This is a genomic window from Pontibacter sp. SGAir0037 (assembly GCF_005491705.1).
Lineage (GTDB): Bacteria > Bacteroidota > Bacteroidia > Cytophagales > Hymenobacteraceae > Pontibacter.
On record NZ_CP028092.1, the window covers coordinates 4,208,969 to 4,224,926 of the forward strand.

Consider the following 15,958-nt stretch of genomic DNA (forward strand, 5'->3'; position numbering starts at 1 on the left):
ATCAGCAGCTACTGGTCAGGGCTTTTTGTTGTTTAACAGGATGCCAAAAGGCCATAAAAAAGCTTGGCATTTGCCAGGCTTTTTTATACTGGGGCAGGAGGTTTACTTGAACAAGAAATTAATAAGCTCTTCCTGCATGGCTGGGTTGATAGCTACAGCCAGTATAACTGAAATAATCAGACCGATAGTAACTGACACGATATCCTTACCTATAAGTCTGAAAGTTTTGGCAATCTTGGTACCGTCTTCATGAGCTCGTAAACGCATACCCAACTCACGGCCTGCCAGCAAACCTACAAATACCCATGTCGTACTCATTGGAATGTTGTTAATCTCTTTAAAATAGTATAGAATAATAGAGTATACTAAGTCTATGATAGTAGCACTACGTACGTCACGTACCTCTGATTTCTCATTGATGATGTTCTGAATTTTCTCGCCTTTCATATAGAAAAGAGCACCAAGGCCAAGGAAAATAAAACCGGCGAAGGCGACGAACTCAAACGTACCCAGCTGGCGTGGCAGGTATACAGCTACGTTGGCCAGATCCTGGGCAAGCCAGGTATGCCATAAGAAACCACTGATAATCCATTGTGCAACAATCCAGGCACTGTGTGCTTCGCCTTTGATAAAGCGTTTAATGACCTTGGAGAGCAGCAGGTAAATTATTAAAGCAATAATAAAAGCCGCTGCATAGCCCATTAAACTTTTGTTTACCATACTTACAATAGCACTTGAGCTTACTGTAAAAACACTCAGGAGCATGAAAGTAGTAGAAACAGGAATCCTGAAGCGGGTTAAAAGCAGGAGTACAATAGGAGCAGCCAGTTGCAGGAATACAAAGTTATCAGGGTTCTGTTCGAAGCCTTTAGAAGCCAGACGCTGATAGGTAACGTCGCCATCGAACATGTACCAGCTGTAGAAAACGGTTCCTACAAAAATAGAGCCCATAAACAACCACTGCCAGTACCATTTCTTATCTTCGTTGGATACTATAAAAGTACCAATAGTCTGTATACTATCGTTTGCAATAGCCGAATAACCTGCAAACGCAAATCCTATCCACATCGCAACCGAGGCATAAGGGTACACTATACCAGCCAGTATAAAGGAGAAGGCTATGAAGTATAAAAATTTCTTTTCTCTTTGTAAGGTAACATCCAGAAGACTAAAGCGTTTTCTGAACTTAAAAGGTTGGGTAGGAACAACTGGTTTTTTTCCTTTTTTCTTCTTAGCCATTATAAAATTATGGGTGATACTTTAAAAGTCTGCAAGTTAGAGTTTTTTTAGGTTGCTATTCGAAAAAGCCAATGTTAAGAAATTGTTAACACATGAAAGTACTTAAATAAGTGCTGTTCCGTTAGAGAAAAAATATAATTTTAGAAAATTATTACCTTAAAAGGCTGCTAAAAACTCTTAAAAGACGTTTGGCATAATCCAAACCGAATATTCTATCTTTGCGACATGGCAACACAAGAAAAAACACCTGCAGAAAACGCACAACTAAAAGATATTATCTCGCATGCCAAGGAATATGGTTTTGTATTCCCTTCGAGTGAAGTGTACGACGGCTTAGCTGCTGTGTACGACTATGGTCAGATGGGAGTGGAGTTAAAGAACAACATCAAGAACCTGTGGTGGAGAAGCATGACGCAACTGAACCAGAATGTAGTGGGTATAGATGCAGCTATCTTTATGCACCCGCTTACCTGGAAGGCATCAGGCCACGTTGATAGCTTTAACGACCCTATGATCGATAACAAAGATTCTAAAAAACGTTATCGTGCCGATGTGTTGATAGAGGAGAAAGCTGCCCAGTACGAGAACGAAGGAGATGTAGAAAAGGCAAAGGCACTGACAGCCGAAATGGGCCGTTTGCTGGAGGAGGAAAACCTGGAAGGAGTACGCGAATTAATTATCCGGGAAGATATAAAATGCCCTGTTTCAGGTACAGCCAACTGGACAGAAGTACGCCAGTTTAACCTGATGTTTTCTACACAGGTAGGATCTGTGGCAGAAGAATCGAGCACTATTTACCTGCGCCCGGAAACTGCACAGGGCATATTTGTAAACTTCCTGAATGTGCAGAAAACCGGCCGTATGAAAGTGCCTTTTGGAATTGCACAAATTGGAAAAGCTTTCAGAAATGAGATTGTAGCCCGTCAGTTTATTTTCCGGATGCGCGAATTCGAGCAGATGGAGATGCAGTTCTTTGTTCGCCCCGGCACAGAAGAAGAGTGGTATGAGAAGTGGAAAGCTACACGCAGGAAGTGGCATGAGGCATTAGGTATACCAACCGAAGATCTGCGCTTCCACGACCACGACAAGCTGGCGCATTATGCTAAGGCGGCTGTAGATATTGAGTACAGATTCCCGTTTGGCTTTAAAGAAGTAGAAGGTATACACTCTCGCAGCGACTTCGACCTGAGCCAGCACCAGGAGCTGAGCAAGAAAAAAATGCAGTACTTCGACAACGACCTGAACGAAGAAGGCAAACCATACGGTAACTATATACCTTATGTAATTGAGACTTCGGTTGGAGCAGACCGCCTCTTCCTGATGACGCTGTGCAATGCTTACCAGGAAGAAGAAATCACAGAAGGAGATGCCACTAAAACACGCACATTCCTGAAGCTGCACCCTGCTATAGCCCCTGTTAAGGCTGCTATACTTCCGCTGGTGAAGAAAGGCGGTTTACCGGAAAAAGCTACCGAAATTTTCGATTCGTTGAAGTACGATTTTAACCTGATCTACGAAGAGCGTGACAGCATCGGTAAACGCTATACCCGCCAAGATCTGATCGGTACGCCTTTCTGTATTGCTGTAGATTATGATACACTGGAAGATAATACAGTTACAGTTCGTGACCGTGACAGCCGTGAGCAGGTACGGATGCCAATATCAGAACTGAAGAGCTATATTGAAAATGCAGTAAGCTTTAAGAATATTTTTGAAAAGTTAAGTTAGTAACTGATCTTCAAAAAAAGTAAAAAAGCCTCTGGAACAACACCAGAGGCTTTTTTTTTGATTTTTTCCACAGAAAAACCTCTTAACATAAAGATAAAAAGAGTAAGAAATCAGCAGCGTGTGAATGCCTGAATTTTACGTATATTACTGAATCCTTTTCTAAAGTTTATGTACCTGAACCTCGATTATTATTTTCCTGAATACTTTCCGATAACTGATCCAGTACTGATATTTTCGCTGGTACTCTTCATTATTCTACTCGCTCCAGTTATCCTGAACAGGCTGAAAATTCCAAGCATCATAGGGTTGATTCTGGCTGGTGTGGCTATCGGGCCTAATGGATTTAACATACTCCTGCGTGACCAGGGCATTGTTCTTTTCGGAACAGTAGGCTTGCTCTACATCATGTTTCTGGCCGGACTCGAGATCGATATGAACGATTTTAAGAAGAACAGAACCAAGAGCCTGATCTTTGGAGGGTTCACGTTCGCAATTCCTATGGTGTTGGGAACAGTCGTTTCTTTTTTCCTGCTTCAGTTTAGCCTGCTGTCTTCGGTTTTGTTAGCCAGTATGTTCGCTTCACATACCTTGCTGGCTTACCCGATTGTCAGCAGGTTAGGTGTTACAAAAAACAGGGCTGTAAACATTACAGTAGGAGGCACCATTATAACAGATACGGCAGCTTTATTAGTACTCGCTATTATCACAGCTGCTACCCGGGGAGAATTAGGCAGTGAGTTCTGGATCAGGTTGTGTATTTCATTGGCCATCTTCTCTTTTATTGTGTTGTGGGGCTTTCCGAGGTTTACACGCTGGTTCTTTAAGAACTATGAAAGCGAAGCCATATCACAGTATATCTTTGTATTGGCTATGGTTTTCCTGGCAGCTTTCCTGGCAGAGCTAGCAGGTATAGAACCCATTATTGGTGCCTTTATGGCTGGTTTGGCTCTGAACAGGCTGATCCCACATTCGTCACCGCTGATGAACCGCATCGAGTTTGTAGGGAATGCCCTTTTCATTCCTTTTTTCCTGATTGGAGTAGGTATGCTGGTAGACCTGAGGGTGTTGTTCCGGGGTCCTGAAGCCCTGGTTGTGGCAAGTGCTATGATTGCAGTAGCTACTTCTGCAAAGTGGCTGGCTGCCTTCATCAGCAGAAAAGTATTCCGTTTTTCAAAAACAGAGGGGCAGCTGATGTTTGGTTTGAGTAATGCCCAGGCCGCTGCCACACTGGCCGCTGTTTTGGTGGGCTATAGGTTAGAACTCCTGAACGAAAACGTGCTGAATGGTACCATCATGATGATTCTGGTAACTTGTATTATCAGCTCTTTTGCAACAGAGAAGGCAGCTGTAAGGCAGGCGATGGTAGAAAGCGAAACAGCCCCTGATCTATCTGAAATACCTGAACGTATTCTGGTACCTATAGCCAATGCCGATACTATGGAGCAACTCATCGATTTAGCCGTACTGGTCAAAAATCCAAAATCGATAGAGCCTATATATCCATTGGCTATTATCAAAGACGATCAGCAGACCAAAGAGAATCTGCTTCAGAGCACCAAGCTGTTAGAAAAAGCAAAACACTATGCTGCCGCCACCGATACCGATGTAGCTGTACTTACACGTGTGGACAGCAACATTCCTAATGGTATTGTCAGAGCTGTTAAAGACCTGATGATCACTGAAATTGTGATGGGGTGGAGTGAGAAGATATCCACCAAAGACAGGATATTCGGGAGTGTATTAGATAATATCCTGCGCAAAGCGGGTGAAATGATATTGGTTGCAAAGCTGGTGCAGCCAGTTAGCACTATTAAACAGGTAAAAATTGCTGTTCCTCCCAGGGCAGAGGCAGAACCTGGGTTTATACACTGGCTGAACACAGTTAGAACTATTGCGAAACAAACCAGTGCGCCTGTTACTTTTTACGCCACGGAAGCTACCAACCAGCGTATTTTAAGCACTTTTAAAGAAATGAAGGTGAACCTGACAGTGAAGTATAACCTGTTTGAAGATTGGGAAGACTTTCTGATTCTGAGTCGTGATGTGCTAGACGATGATCTGTTTATAATCATTAGCGCACGGCCGGGCAGTGTCTCTCATCATTCGCAATTATCAAACATTCACAGGCAGTTGTCGAGGTACTTTCAGCAACATAATTTTGTGGTTATTTATCCGGAGCAGCATAGCCAGCACCTGGTAGATCCCAGAACTTCAGCAGCACCAGCTTATTAATTAATTTACTGAAAGGTTTAATAGTCTTTTCTGATTTTACTAATAGTGCCTTTATTATGTTAAGTTAAAATGCTTATTTGTTTTGTTAATTGAAGCTCTTGAAAGCGGTGCAAAAGCAGAGACAAAAGTTCTACTAATAGTTAGAACTGGAATTTACTTACTGCTTCATCCACATTACTATTTGTGAATTATTCACAGGCAAGCTGAGCTATAGCACGTAAAACTGTTTAAGAGCACAGGCCTTAGGCCAATTCGGTTAACAAGTCTGCTTACAACAGGTGATTTGAGTATGTATATAAATTTGTAAGGTATTAGCTGTGAAATAATTAACAAAAATACTGGGAACCTGTTATGAACATAGGAGGCTGGTGATATGATAAGTAGAAGAGTAAATCTGTGCGAGCCATAATTGCTCAGCTTCGTATAAACTGTTAATCAACATAATAAAGCTATGGCAAACACATCAAAATCAAAAAATAGCTCTAAGCAGGACGATCCGTGCTGGAAAGGGTATGAACAGGTAGGTATGAAGGATAAAAACGGTAAGCAGGTGCCTAATTGTGTGCCACAGAATAATTCTTCGAAATCTTCCTCTTCAGGTAAAAAGAATTAGAAATTTCATGTGAAAGGTTTACAAGCTCCAGCTTCGGTTGGAGCTTTTTTTATTTATAACTGAAAGCCTGACTCAACACATCTGAACGATGCATTTAAAACCTGTAAAAAATTAAAATTCCGTACCTTTGCCGAATTAATAATCCTACTAAACTTTTTTACAGGGTTGCCTTATCACCATTGGTCAGAAGCCTGGTATGCTGTTAAATTCATTTGTAATTGAACACTATGCCTCCTTTAGCTAACCCATCGATACGCGTGCCCCTTTGCTTGTAGCAAGCCATGTGGAATAAAATTGCCATCTTTATCATCAAAAACAGGCTGAGGCTACTCATTCTGTTATCACTTCTTACTGCATTTATGGGCTACCATGCCAAAGATGTAGAAATGTCCTACGACTTTGCCAATGTTGTTTCTCCTGAGGATCCGGACATGGTATACTTCCAGCGTTTCAAAGAAACCTTTGGCGAAGACGGCAATATTCTGGTAGTAGGCGTGCACGATAACCATGTATACCAGCTGGAGCATTTTAGGGAGCTGAAAACACTTTCGGATGCTTTAGCAAAAGTAGAGGGTGTAAAAGCAGTTATCTCTTTACCCAACCTGGTGCAGGTGGTAAAAGATACAGCAGCACGTAAGTTCACAACTGCACCTATCTTTAAAACCTTTCCCGACAACCAGCAGGAGTTGGATAGTCTGCTGCAGGTAGTGCGAAACCAGAATTTCTACAGCGGGCAGATTATTAACGAAAAAACCGGAGCTACGCTTTTAGCAGTTACAGTAGATCCTGCTTATCTCAATTCGGCCAGGCGGGTGGAGGTGATGGATAACATCATGGTGCACGCCAATGCCTTTGTTAAAAAAACGCATATTAAGCTGCACTATGCAGGTCTGCCTTTTGTACGTGCTGTTATGACTACCAAAGTAGCAGCCGAAATGAAGCTGTTTCTGGTCCTGGCTCTGGTTGTAACGGGCGTTACACTTTTTATTTTCTTCCGGTCTTTTTACGCCGTTATCTTTCCGCTGCTGGTAATCAGCCTGGTGGTAGTGTGGGTAATGGGCACCATTTCTCTGTTAGGGTATAAAATCTCTTTACTTACAGGGTTGATTCCGGCCATTCTCGTTGTAATTGGCATCCCGAACTCCACATACCTGCTCACGCGCTACCACTACGACTATCGCAGCCACGGCAACAAGATTCTGGCGCTTTCGAGGGTCATCAGCAAAATCGGAGTAGTAAATCTGGTAACAAACACTACCACGGCCATTGGTTTTATTGTATTCACATTTACGCATGTGGCTATACTTTATGAGTTTGGTGTAGTGGCTGGCATCAACATTTTTGTGACGTTTATCATAAGCATGGTGCTTATACCTATTGTGTTTTCGTACCTGCCGCCACCAAGCCCGAGGCAGCTAAGGCACCTGGATGCAAAGCCGCTGAACAAACTATTAGAGTTTTTCGATTACATTGTGCACCGCAAGCGCCACCTGGTTTATTTCTTTACTGCGGTAGCTTTAGGTTTTTCCTGCTGGGGTATCTACAAAGTAAAGACTGTTTCTTATATGGTAGATGATCTGCCGAAAGAAAGCAGTGTAAATGCCGATCTTGCCTTCTTTGAACATCATTTCGGAGGAGTAATGCCACTTGAAATTATCGTGGATACAGGAGTAAAGCAGGGAGTAATGCGCTTGCCTAACCTGAACAAATTAAATAAGCTGGAGAATTTCCTGCATACACAACCCATCCTTTCGGCTCCCATTTCAGTAGTAGGTTTGGTAAAAACAGCTACACAGGCTTTCTATGAAGGAGATAAAGAGTCGTACCGGCTGCCGGATAATACAGAGCGTAATTTCGTGTTCAGTTACCTAGCCAAGCAAAATGGAGGAGTAAACCAGCGGTTGCTTCGCTCTTTTGTAGACAGCACAGGTCAGAAAGCACGTATCTCGCTTAAAGTTGCCGACAAAGGATCCAGGGAATTAGATACGCTTATCCTGAAAAAGATAAAGCCTGAACTGCTTGAGATTTACGGAGGAGAAGGCGTAACTGTAACGGAAGAAGGCAACACCACTACCTTTACCCGCGACGATACAGGCAGCCAAACCTCTGTTAGCCTGACAGGTACAACGCTCTTATTCATCAAAGGAAACGAGTACCTTATCAACAACCTGCGGTCCAGTTTAATATTGGCGTTTGTGTTGGTAACTATTACCATTGCTTTGTTGTTTAAATCGGCAAGGGTGGTTATTATATCGCTCATTCCGAACATGATACCGCTTTTAATTGCCGGTGGCCTGATGGGGTTTTTCAACATACCGCTCAAGCCGAGTACGGCACTTATTTTCAGTATCGCGCTGGGAATAGCCATCGACGATTCGATACACTTTCTGGCAAAGTACAGAAATGAATTGTTTACGAATGGGTTTAACGTGAGCAGGGCCATTACTACCAGTTTAACAGAGGCAGGTACCAGTATGGTATATACTTCTGTTATACTGTTCTTTGGCTTTGTTATATTTGCATTCTCAGAGTTTGGCGGTACAAAGGCATTGGGCTTGCTGATGTCGGTAAGTTTATTGATTGCATTGTTCACAAACCTGATTATATTGCCAACTTTGCTGATGAGTTTCGACAACGGCAGGTACGAGCGTGATCCGAATGCCTTGATAGAACAGTACGACGAGTTTTACCTGGAGCACGAAGATGAACAGCTGGACCTGAATCAGCTGAAGTTAAGATTAGAAGAAGAAGTAAGTACGGAAGAAGAAAATCCTGCAAATGGGAAAGTACAACGAGTATAAAAATCTGAATTACGCCAAACTGGGCGAAGATGTACTGGCATTCTGGAAAGAGCAAAACATCTTCCAGAAGTCAGTAAGTACAAGAGAAGGGCACAAGCCTTTCGTTTTTTATGAAGGACCACCTTCTGCAAACGGTACTCCTGGTATTCACCACGTGATGGCCCGTGCGGTAAAAGATATTTTCTGCCGCTACAAGACATTAAAAGGTTTCCAGGTAAACCGTAAAGGCGGCTGGGATACCCACGGCCTGCCGGTAGAGCTACAGGTAGAGAAAGAGCTAGGTATTACCAAAGAAGATATCGGCAAGAAGATATCAGTAGAAGAGTATAACCAGCGCTGCCGCGAAACGGTTATGCGTTTTAAAAACCAGTGGGACGATCTGACAGAGAAGATGGGGTACTGGGTAGACCTCGACAACCCGTACATCACGTTCGAAAACGATTATATTGAATCCTGCTGGGCGCTGCTGAAGAAGCTGTACGATAAAGGTTATCTATACAAAGGCTATACTATTCAGCCATACTCACCGGGAGCCGGTACAGGCTTAAGTTCGCATGAGCTGAACCAGCCGGGCTGCTACAGAATGGTAAAAGACACCACCATAGTTGCCCAGTTCGAGCTGAAGAAGATTACCCGCAACATGTTCCTGTTCGAAAATGAGGAGGAGAATGTATACATGCTGGCATGGACGACGACCCCCTGGACGCTTCCATCTAACACAGCGCTGGCAGTAGGAAAAGGCATTAAGTATGTGAAGGTGAAAACTTATAACCCTTATACTTTTGCCCCTGTTTCGGTTGTACTGGCAAAAGACCTTGTTAGCCGCTACTTCAATCCGAAAGCTGCTGACCTGGCGCTGGAAGATTTTAAAGCAGGCGATAAGCTGATCCCTTTTAAAGTAGTAGAAGAGTTTGTGGGAGCTGATCTGGCAGGAGTAGAGTATCACCAGCTGATGCCGTATGTGCAGCCGGGTAAACCAGCCTTTAGAGTAGTGGTAGGCGACTTCGTAACCACAGAAGACGGTACAGGTATCGTGCACATCGCACCTACTTTTGGTGCAGACGACTTTAGAGTAGCTGCCCAGAATGATATACCGGCTCTGCTGGTGCTGGATGAGAACGGAAAGCCAATGCCGCTGGTGGATAAGCAAGGCCGGTTTGTACCTCAGGTAACCGACTTTGCTGGTATGTATGTAAAAAACTATACTGGCGAAGACGAAAATGCGGTTGACTACAAACCAACGGATGTTAAGATCGCCATTAAGCTAAAAGAAGAAAATAAAGCCTTTAAGGTAGAGAAATACGAGCACACTTACCCACACTGCTGGCGTACGGATAAGCCCGTGCTGTACTACCCGCTGGATAGCTGGTTTATTAAAACCACAGCGGTAAAAGACAGGCTGATCGAGCTGAACAAGACCATCAATTGGAAACCGGAATCTACAGGTACAGGCCGTTTTGGTAACTGGCTCGAGAACCTGGTAGACTGGAACCTTTCCCGATCACGCTACTGGGGCACCCCGCTTCCTATCTGGAGAACAGAAGACGGCGACGAGGAACTATGCATCGGCTCATTAGAGCAACTGCGTGCCGAAATCGAAAAAGCCGTAGCAGCAGGGGTAATGGAGAGCGTGGTAGAACTGAACGACCTGCATCGGCCGTATGTGGATAACATCGTGTTGGTAAGCGGCTCCGGAAAAGCAATGTACAGAGAGACAGACCTTATCGATGTATGGTTCGACTCTGGTGCCATGCCTTATGCACAGTGGCACTACCCGCTTGAGAACAGCGATATCTTTGAACAAAATTTCCCGGCCGACTACATAGCAGAAGGTGTGGATCAGACACGTGGCTGGTTCTTTACCCTGCATGCGCTGGCGGTTATGCTGGAAGATAGCGTGGCCTACAAAAATGTAATTGCCAACGGATTGGTGCTGGATAAAAACGGCAACAAGATGAGCAAGCGCTTGGGCAATGCGGTGGATCCATTTGAAATGATCGGAAAGTATGGCCCTGATGCGGTTCGCTGGTACATGATCTCTAACGCACCACCTTGGGATAACCTGAAGTTTAACGAAGACGGTGTGGTAGAAACTCAGCGCCGTTTCTTCGGCACCCTTCAGAACACGTATTCATTTTTCGCGCTGTATGCCAACCTCGATAACTTTAATTATGCCGAGGCTGATGTGCCCCTGGAAAGAAGAACTGAAAGCGACCGCTGGATCATCTCCAAATTAAACACGCTGGTACAGGAAGTGGACGCCAACCTAGCCGACTACGACCCAACCCGTGCCGCGCGCGCGATACAGGATTTTGTAATCGACGACCTGAGTAACTGGTATGTACGCCTGAACCGCAAACGCTTCTGGAAAGGTGAATACAACGAAGATAAAATGGCGGCTTACCAGACGCTGTACACCTGTCTGGAAACCATAGCCAAGGTTGCTTCTCCGATTGCACCGTTCTATATGGAGCAACTGTACAGCGACCTAAACCAGGTGAGCGGTAAAAACCAGGAGGAGTCGGTGCACCTGACGCTTTACCCGGAGGTAGCAGAAGGCGCTATAGACAAAGACCTGGAAGAGCGCATGCAACTGGCACAAACAGTATCGTCGTTGGTACACTCGCTGCGTAAGAAGCACATGATCAAAGTGCGCCAGCCACTGCAGCGCATCCTCATACCGGTGCTGAACGAACATACAAAGGTGCAGATACAGGCGGTGGAAGATCTGATCATGAGTGAGGTGAACGTGAAGCACGTGGAGTATATCGACGATACATCCGGCATCCTGGTAAAGAAGATCAAGCCGAATTTTAAGAAGCTGGGTCAGGTATTCGGACCAAAGATGAAACTGGTAGCCGCTGCTGTTCAGCAGATGAACCAGGAGAATATTGCGCAACTCGAGCGAGAAGGCGGCTTCGAAGTATATATCAGCGAAGATGAAACAGCCGTTCTTACACCAGAAGATGTAGAAATTTCTTCAGAAGATATCCCGGGCTGGTTAGTGGCCAGCGAAGGCAAGCTGACTGTAGCCCTGGATGTAACCATTACTGAAGAGCTGAAGCAGGAAGGTATTGCCCGCGATCTGGTAAACCGTATCCAGAACCTGCGCAAAGACAGCAACCTGGAGGTACAGGATAAGATCCATATCGCCATGCAGCTATCTGCACCAGAGGTAAATGCGGCTGTTGAGAGCTTCCAGGGCTATATTTGCACCGAAACGCAAGCATTGAGCCTGAACCTGGTAGATGTAATAACAGATGGCACACTCTTAGACATCGACGACTACCAGGTACAAGTGCAGATACAGGTAGAGGGATAGTTGTGCGACATTTAAAAATGTAGTTTAATGCCCAGCTCTAAGCCAGAAAAGTTGGTGCCTAATTTAAAAATATGAAATACTGGAAATATTATTTAATAAGCGTCCTTGTCATACTAATTGACCAGGCAGTAAAGCTTGCGGTGCATTATAACATGTATCCGGGCGAGCCTGGAGAGATTGTTCTGCTTGGCGATTGGTTAAAGCTGCATTACACTACAAACCCAGGTATGGCATTTGGCGTGGAATTAGGTTCCGACTATGGTAAATTGGTTTTAACCTTGTTCAGATTGGTTGCGACTTTTGGCATTGGCTATTACCTGTATTACCTGGCCAGACACAAAGCCGCGATTGGGCTGATATGGTGTATTGCCCTCATTTTGGGTGGAGCTATCGGTAACTTAGTAGATAGTACTTTCTACGGTGTTTTCTTAGGATTACAAACTGATGGCTCTACAACTCCATGGTTTCATGGGGAGGTAATAGATATGTTCTACGTGGATATCTGGAAAGGTACTATTCCACACTGGGTGCCACTTATCGGAGGCTCTATGACTGCTTTATGGCCTATATTCAATGTTGCTGATTCGGCCATATTTGTTGGTGTGCTGCTTATTCTGTTAAACCAGAAGCGTTTTTTTGCACAGGAGCCGGAGCAAAAAGCTACTACAGGTAGTACAAATATAAGCTCGGCTGCTACCACACGAAACGCACCCGATTTTCCGGAATCAACAGACGTTGAGGCAGAGCACAGAAGAGAAATTTAACCTAGAATAAATCAGAAAGAAGGGGGAGCTGTTCCACATGGAGCAGTTCCCTTTTTTTGTTCAGGCAGCAGTTCCAAAAGCTACATGATGTTTACTAAACCTGTGAGCACCTGTACTGCTGTATTCAAGTACCACTACAAAACTCCTTTCTCTTCCAGCTTTTCCCGAAGTGCCTCAGGAGACGTAAAATGAATGCTCGGTATACCTAGCTCTTCTGCCGCTTTTACGTTGCGCAGGTTATCATCGATAAACACCGCCTCCTCAGGCTTTACCTGGTACCTGTCTAACAGCGTCTGGTAAAAGCTTGGGAATGGTTTTCGGTCTTTCTCATCTCCAGATACCACCACGCCATCAAACCAGTTTAAGAAGTCAAATCGCTCTTTGGCAATAGGAAAGGTTTCGGCTGACCAGTTTGTAAGAGCGTAAATTTTGTACTTGTTGCTTTCCTTGAGCTCTCTGAAAATAGCTACTGTGCCTTCTATAGCACCGCCCAACATTTCTTCCCAGCGTCCATAAAAAGCTTGTATATACGCTGCATGATCCGGAAACTGTTCCACCAGCATAGCTGTGGCCTCCTGAAGGGAACGACCTGCATCTTGTTCTTCGTTCCAGGCTGGAGTGCAGATGTTTTCCAGGAAATGCAGCATTTCAGCTTCTTCCTGAAAAATTTTGCGATAGAGGTAATGCGGGTTCCAATCGATCAGGACCGCGCCTAAATCGAATATAATGGCTTTTGTCATAGTTTGCTTTTGTAAATGTTGTACTTGCTAATTTACCCGCTCCTGTACGTAAAACAAATAAAATCATTCTAGAGGTTTGTCAATAAGAGGCAAGGCTATGAAACATTCGGGTGCCAAACCATAAACAATCTGCCAAAAAAGCTTATTTTTACCAAAAGCTTAAACTAAAATACCCTTGGCAACTCCAACTCCCATACTTAAGGTAAACAATCTCAAAACTGTTTTTTCAACACACAGAGGTACTACCACAGCCGTGGATAAAGTATCGTTTGAGATTTATCCGGGCGAGACTGTGGCCATAGTAGGAGAATCGGGTTCGGGTAAGTCTGTCACATCGCTTTCGGTAATGCGGCTCATTAACACCCCACCAGGTAAAATTGCAGGTGGAACAGCCGTTTTTCAATCGGAGAAATTTGGAGAAGTAGACCTGTTCTCGTTGCCCGAAAAGAAAATGCAGGAAATACGCGGCAACGAGATCTCCATGATTTTTCAGGAACCGATGTCTTCGCTAAATCCAGTTTATACTTGTGGAAAACAGGTAGCGGAAGTACTGCTGCTGCATACCGATATATCTAAAAAAGAAGCCAAAGAACGTACGGTTGCCTTATTTGAGAAGGCAAAGCTTCCAAGGCCGGAGAAAATTTACGATGCTTATCCACATGAGATTTCAGGTGGGCAAAAGCAGCGGGTAATGATAGCAATGGCTATGGCTTGCGAACCCAGTATACTTATTGCAGACGAGCCTACCACAGCACTGGATGTAACTGTGCAGGCGCGTATGCTGGAGCTGATTGATGAATTGCGTGTAAAAGAAAATACAGCAGTCCTCTTTATCACACACGATCTGGGAGTAGTGGCCGAGATAGCTGACCGGATTCTGGTAATGTATAAAGGCAAGCTGGTAGAGCAGGGCAAGGTGCTGGACATCTTTACCAATCCGCAACATCCTTATACAAAAGGCTTGCTGGCCTGCAGGCCAAAGCTATCCGCCAAAGCACAATCGCTGTTGCCCACTGTTTCTGATTTTATGTATGAGGATGAACAGGGAAACATATTGGAAAAAAAGCCTATGTTACCTGAAGAGCCTTTAATAGAGGAGCATACGGATGTGCGTGCTCTTCGCAGGTCGGAGAACAGGCAGAAAGCAGCTCTGTTGCAGGTAAGGGATCTGAAAGTATACTTCCCTATAAAGAAAGGTTTATTTGCCCGCACAACTGATTATGTAAAAGCTGTTGATGGAGTAAGTTTTGATGTGCAGGCAGGTGAAACCATTGGTTTGGTTGGAGAGTCAGGATGCGGTAAAACTACCTTAGGACGTACCTTGTTACGATTGGTAGAACCAACAGCAGGAAGTATCTTATTTGAAGGCCGAAACATTGCAACGCTAAGTGCTGAAGAGCTTCGGAAAGGGCGTCGTGACTTCCAGATGATTTTCCAGGACCCTTATGCTTCGCTAAACCCCATGCATACTATAGGCGATGCTATAATGGAGCCAATGCGTGTGCATAAGCTATATAAAAATGATCACGAACGCCGTGGAAAAGTAATGGAACTGCTTGATAAGGTAGGGCTTATGCCTGAGCATTTTCAGCGTTATCCACATGAGTTCTCAGGAGGGCAAAGGCAGCGCATCAGCATTGCCCGGGCTTTGGCCCTGCAGCCAAAATGTATTATCTGTGATGAATCAGTATCCGCTTTAGATGTATCGGTACAGGCGCAGGTACTAAACCTTTTGAATAAGCTGAAGCAAGAGTTTCAGATAACCTATATCTTTATTACACACGATCTTTCGGTAGCTAAATACATGTCGGACCGTATTTTGGTAATGAGTAAAGGCCGGATAGTGGAAAGTGGAGTGCCGGATCAGCTATACCTGAACCCACAGCAGGAGTATACGCGCACCCTGATCAGTGCTATTCCAAAAGGAGATCCGGAGGACATTGTTGCTGCACAAAAGAAACGAGAGGCAATGCGTGCCGGAGTAGTTTAAGCCTCTCTCGTTAAAAATAAAACCCCGTATAAAGCTATATGATAGCTTTATACGGGGTTTTATTTTTACTAACTTACGAGTAAGTAAGTATAGTAGTTGCCTTAGAGTTTGTCAGGGTTACTCTATTCTTTTATTTCTTAAGCGGTTCCTTTTAAATCTATATAATGCAAAACTAGATTTAAAATCCCGAAACATTAAGTAAAGGCAATAAAAGAATAAGGGGACAACAACAATTGCAATAGTAAGCATAGCTTGGTTATAGAATGATAGATTTGGAATTTGGCTTCAGTCTTATTCAAAGAAAATCATCAAGCAAAAATACAAGTAAATTTAAAATTTGGCAATCTAAAATAATAAATATCAGAAGATACAGTCTTACTTTAATATTAACCCATTTAAATATAGTTATTTAAGTATTTAAATAAAGCAAAGTTTATTGCTCGAGTTTACTACATAAGGTGTTACACAACCTTGCTGCTAACAACTCGACAGTACAAAAAGTTTTCTTTTCTGCTTTTTCAGGTATCAA

9 protein-coding genes are annotated in these 15,958 nt (G+C 43.9%); 7 read left to right on the top strand and 2 right to left on the bottom strand.

Features of this window, described 5'->3' with window-relative positions:
* Window positions 1-102 precede the first annotated feature (102 nt).
* A complete protein-coding gene (locus C1N53_RS17385; protein WP_137760521.1) occupies window positions 103-1,239 on the bottom strand; it encodes a hypothetical protein in 1,137 nt (378 codons plus the stop codon).
* A 225-nt stretch (window positions 1,240-1,464) separates the two neighbouring features.
* Here C1N53_RS17385 and C1N53_RS17390 point away from each other — a divergent pair, with 225 nt between their 5' ends.
* The 6 genes from C1N53_RS17390 (at window position 1,465) to C1N53_RS17410 (ending at window position 12,699) form a co-directional block, all read left to right on the top strand.
* Window positions 1,465-2,967 carry a glycine--tRNA ligase gene (locus C1N53_RS17390; protein WP_137760522.1) on the top strand — a complete coding sequence of 501 codons (1,503 nt, stop codon included), beginning with the start codon at window positions 1,465-1,467 and terminating at the stop codon, window positions 2,965-2,967.
* A 168-nt stretch (window positions 2,968-3,135) separates the two neighbouring features.
* The gene (locus tag C1N53_RS17395; protein WP_137760523.1) at window positions 3,136-5,199 is read left to right on the top strand and encodes a cation:proton antiporter; all 2,064 of its coding nucleotides are present in this window, start codon (window positions 3,136-3,138) and stop codon (window positions 5,197-5,199) included.
* 451 nt (window positions 5,200-5,650) lie between these two features.
* The gene (locus tag C1N53_RS22610; protein ID WP_168194056.1) at window positions 5,651-5,812 is read left to right on the top strand and encodes a hypothetical protein; all 162 of its coding nucleotides are present in this window, start codon (window positions 5,651-5,653) and stop codon (window positions 5,810-5,812) included.
* A gap of 281 nt (window positions 5,813-6,093) precedes the next feature.
* Window positions 6,094-8,613, top strand: coding sequence for an RND family transporter (locus C1N53_RS17400; protein ID WP_137760524.1), 2,520 nt, complete (start codon window positions 6,094-6,096; stop codon window positions 8,611-8,613).
* Window positions 8,591-11,935, top strand: coding sequence for an isoleucine--tRNA ligase (gene ileS / locus C1N53_RS17405; protein ID WP_137760525.1), 3,345 nt, complete (start codon window positions 8,591-8,593; stop codon window positions 11,933-11,935). Before C1N53_RS17400 ends, ileS begins: the two co-directional genes overlap by 23 nt.
* Before the next feature lie 71 nt (window positions 11,936-12,006).
* Complete coding sequence (locus tag C1N53_RS17410; RefSeq protein ID WP_137760526.1) at window positions 12,007-12,699, top strand: lipoprotein signal peptidase; 693 nt, start codon at window positions 12,007-12,009, stop codon at window positions 12,697-12,699.
* 134 nt (window positions 12,700-12,833) lie between these two features.
* Here the strand turns inward: C1N53_RS17410 and C1N53_RS17415 are convergent, their stop codons facing one another.
* Complete coding sequence (locus C1N53_RS17415; protein WP_137760527.1) at window positions 12,834-13,439, bottom strand: HAD family phosphatase; 606 nt, start codon at window positions 13,437-13,439, stop codon at window positions 12,834-12,836.
* 175 nt (window positions 13,440-13,614) lie between these two features.
* On the opposite strand from C1N53_RS17415, the gene C1N53_RS17420 reads away from it, so the two are divergent.
* On the top strand, window positions 13,615-15,429 hold the full coding sequence (locus C1N53_RS17420) for an ABC transporter ATP-binding protein (RefSeq protein ID WP_137760528.1): 1,815 nt from the start codon (window positions 13,615-13,617) through the stop codon (window positions 15,427-15,429).
* Window positions 15,430-15,958: the final 529 nt, after the last annotated feature.

What these genes read in the sequence shown, in the direction of transcription:
- C1N53_RS17385 (WP_137760521.1), bottom strand. Translation starts at nt 1,239, where the DNA reads ATGGCTAAGAAGAAAAAAGGAAAAAAACCAGTTGTTCCTACCCAACCT.
- C1N53_RS17390 (WP_137760522.1), top strand. Translation starts at nt 1,465, where the DNA reads ATGGCAACACAAGAAAAAACACCTGCAGAAAACGCACAACTAAAAGAT.
- C1N53_RS17395 (WP_137760523.1), top strand. Translation starts at nt 3,136, where the DNA reads ATGTACCTGAACCTCGATTATTATTTTCCTGAATACTTTCCGATAACT.
- C1N53_RS22610 (WP_168194056.1), top strand. Translation starts at nt 5,651, where the DNA reads ATGGCAAACACATCAAAATCAAAAAATAGCTCTAAGCAGGACGATCCG.
- C1N53_RS17400 (WP_137760524.1), top strand. Translation starts at nt 6,094, where the DNA reads ATGTGGAATAAAATTGCCATCTTTATCATCAAAAACAGGCTGAGGCTA.
- ileS (WP_137760525.1), top strand. Translation starts at nt 8,591, where the DNA reads ATGGGAAAGTACAACGAGTATAAAAATCTGAATTACGCCAAACTGGGC.
- C1N53_RS17410 (WP_137760526.1), top strand. Translation starts at nt 12,007, where the DNA reads ATGAAATACTGGAAATATTATTTAATAAGCGTCCTTGTCATACTAATT.
- C1N53_RS17415 (WP_137760527.1), bottom strand. Translation starts at nt 13,439, where the DNA reads ATGACAAAAGCCATTATATTCGATTTAGGCGCGGTCCTGATCGATTGG.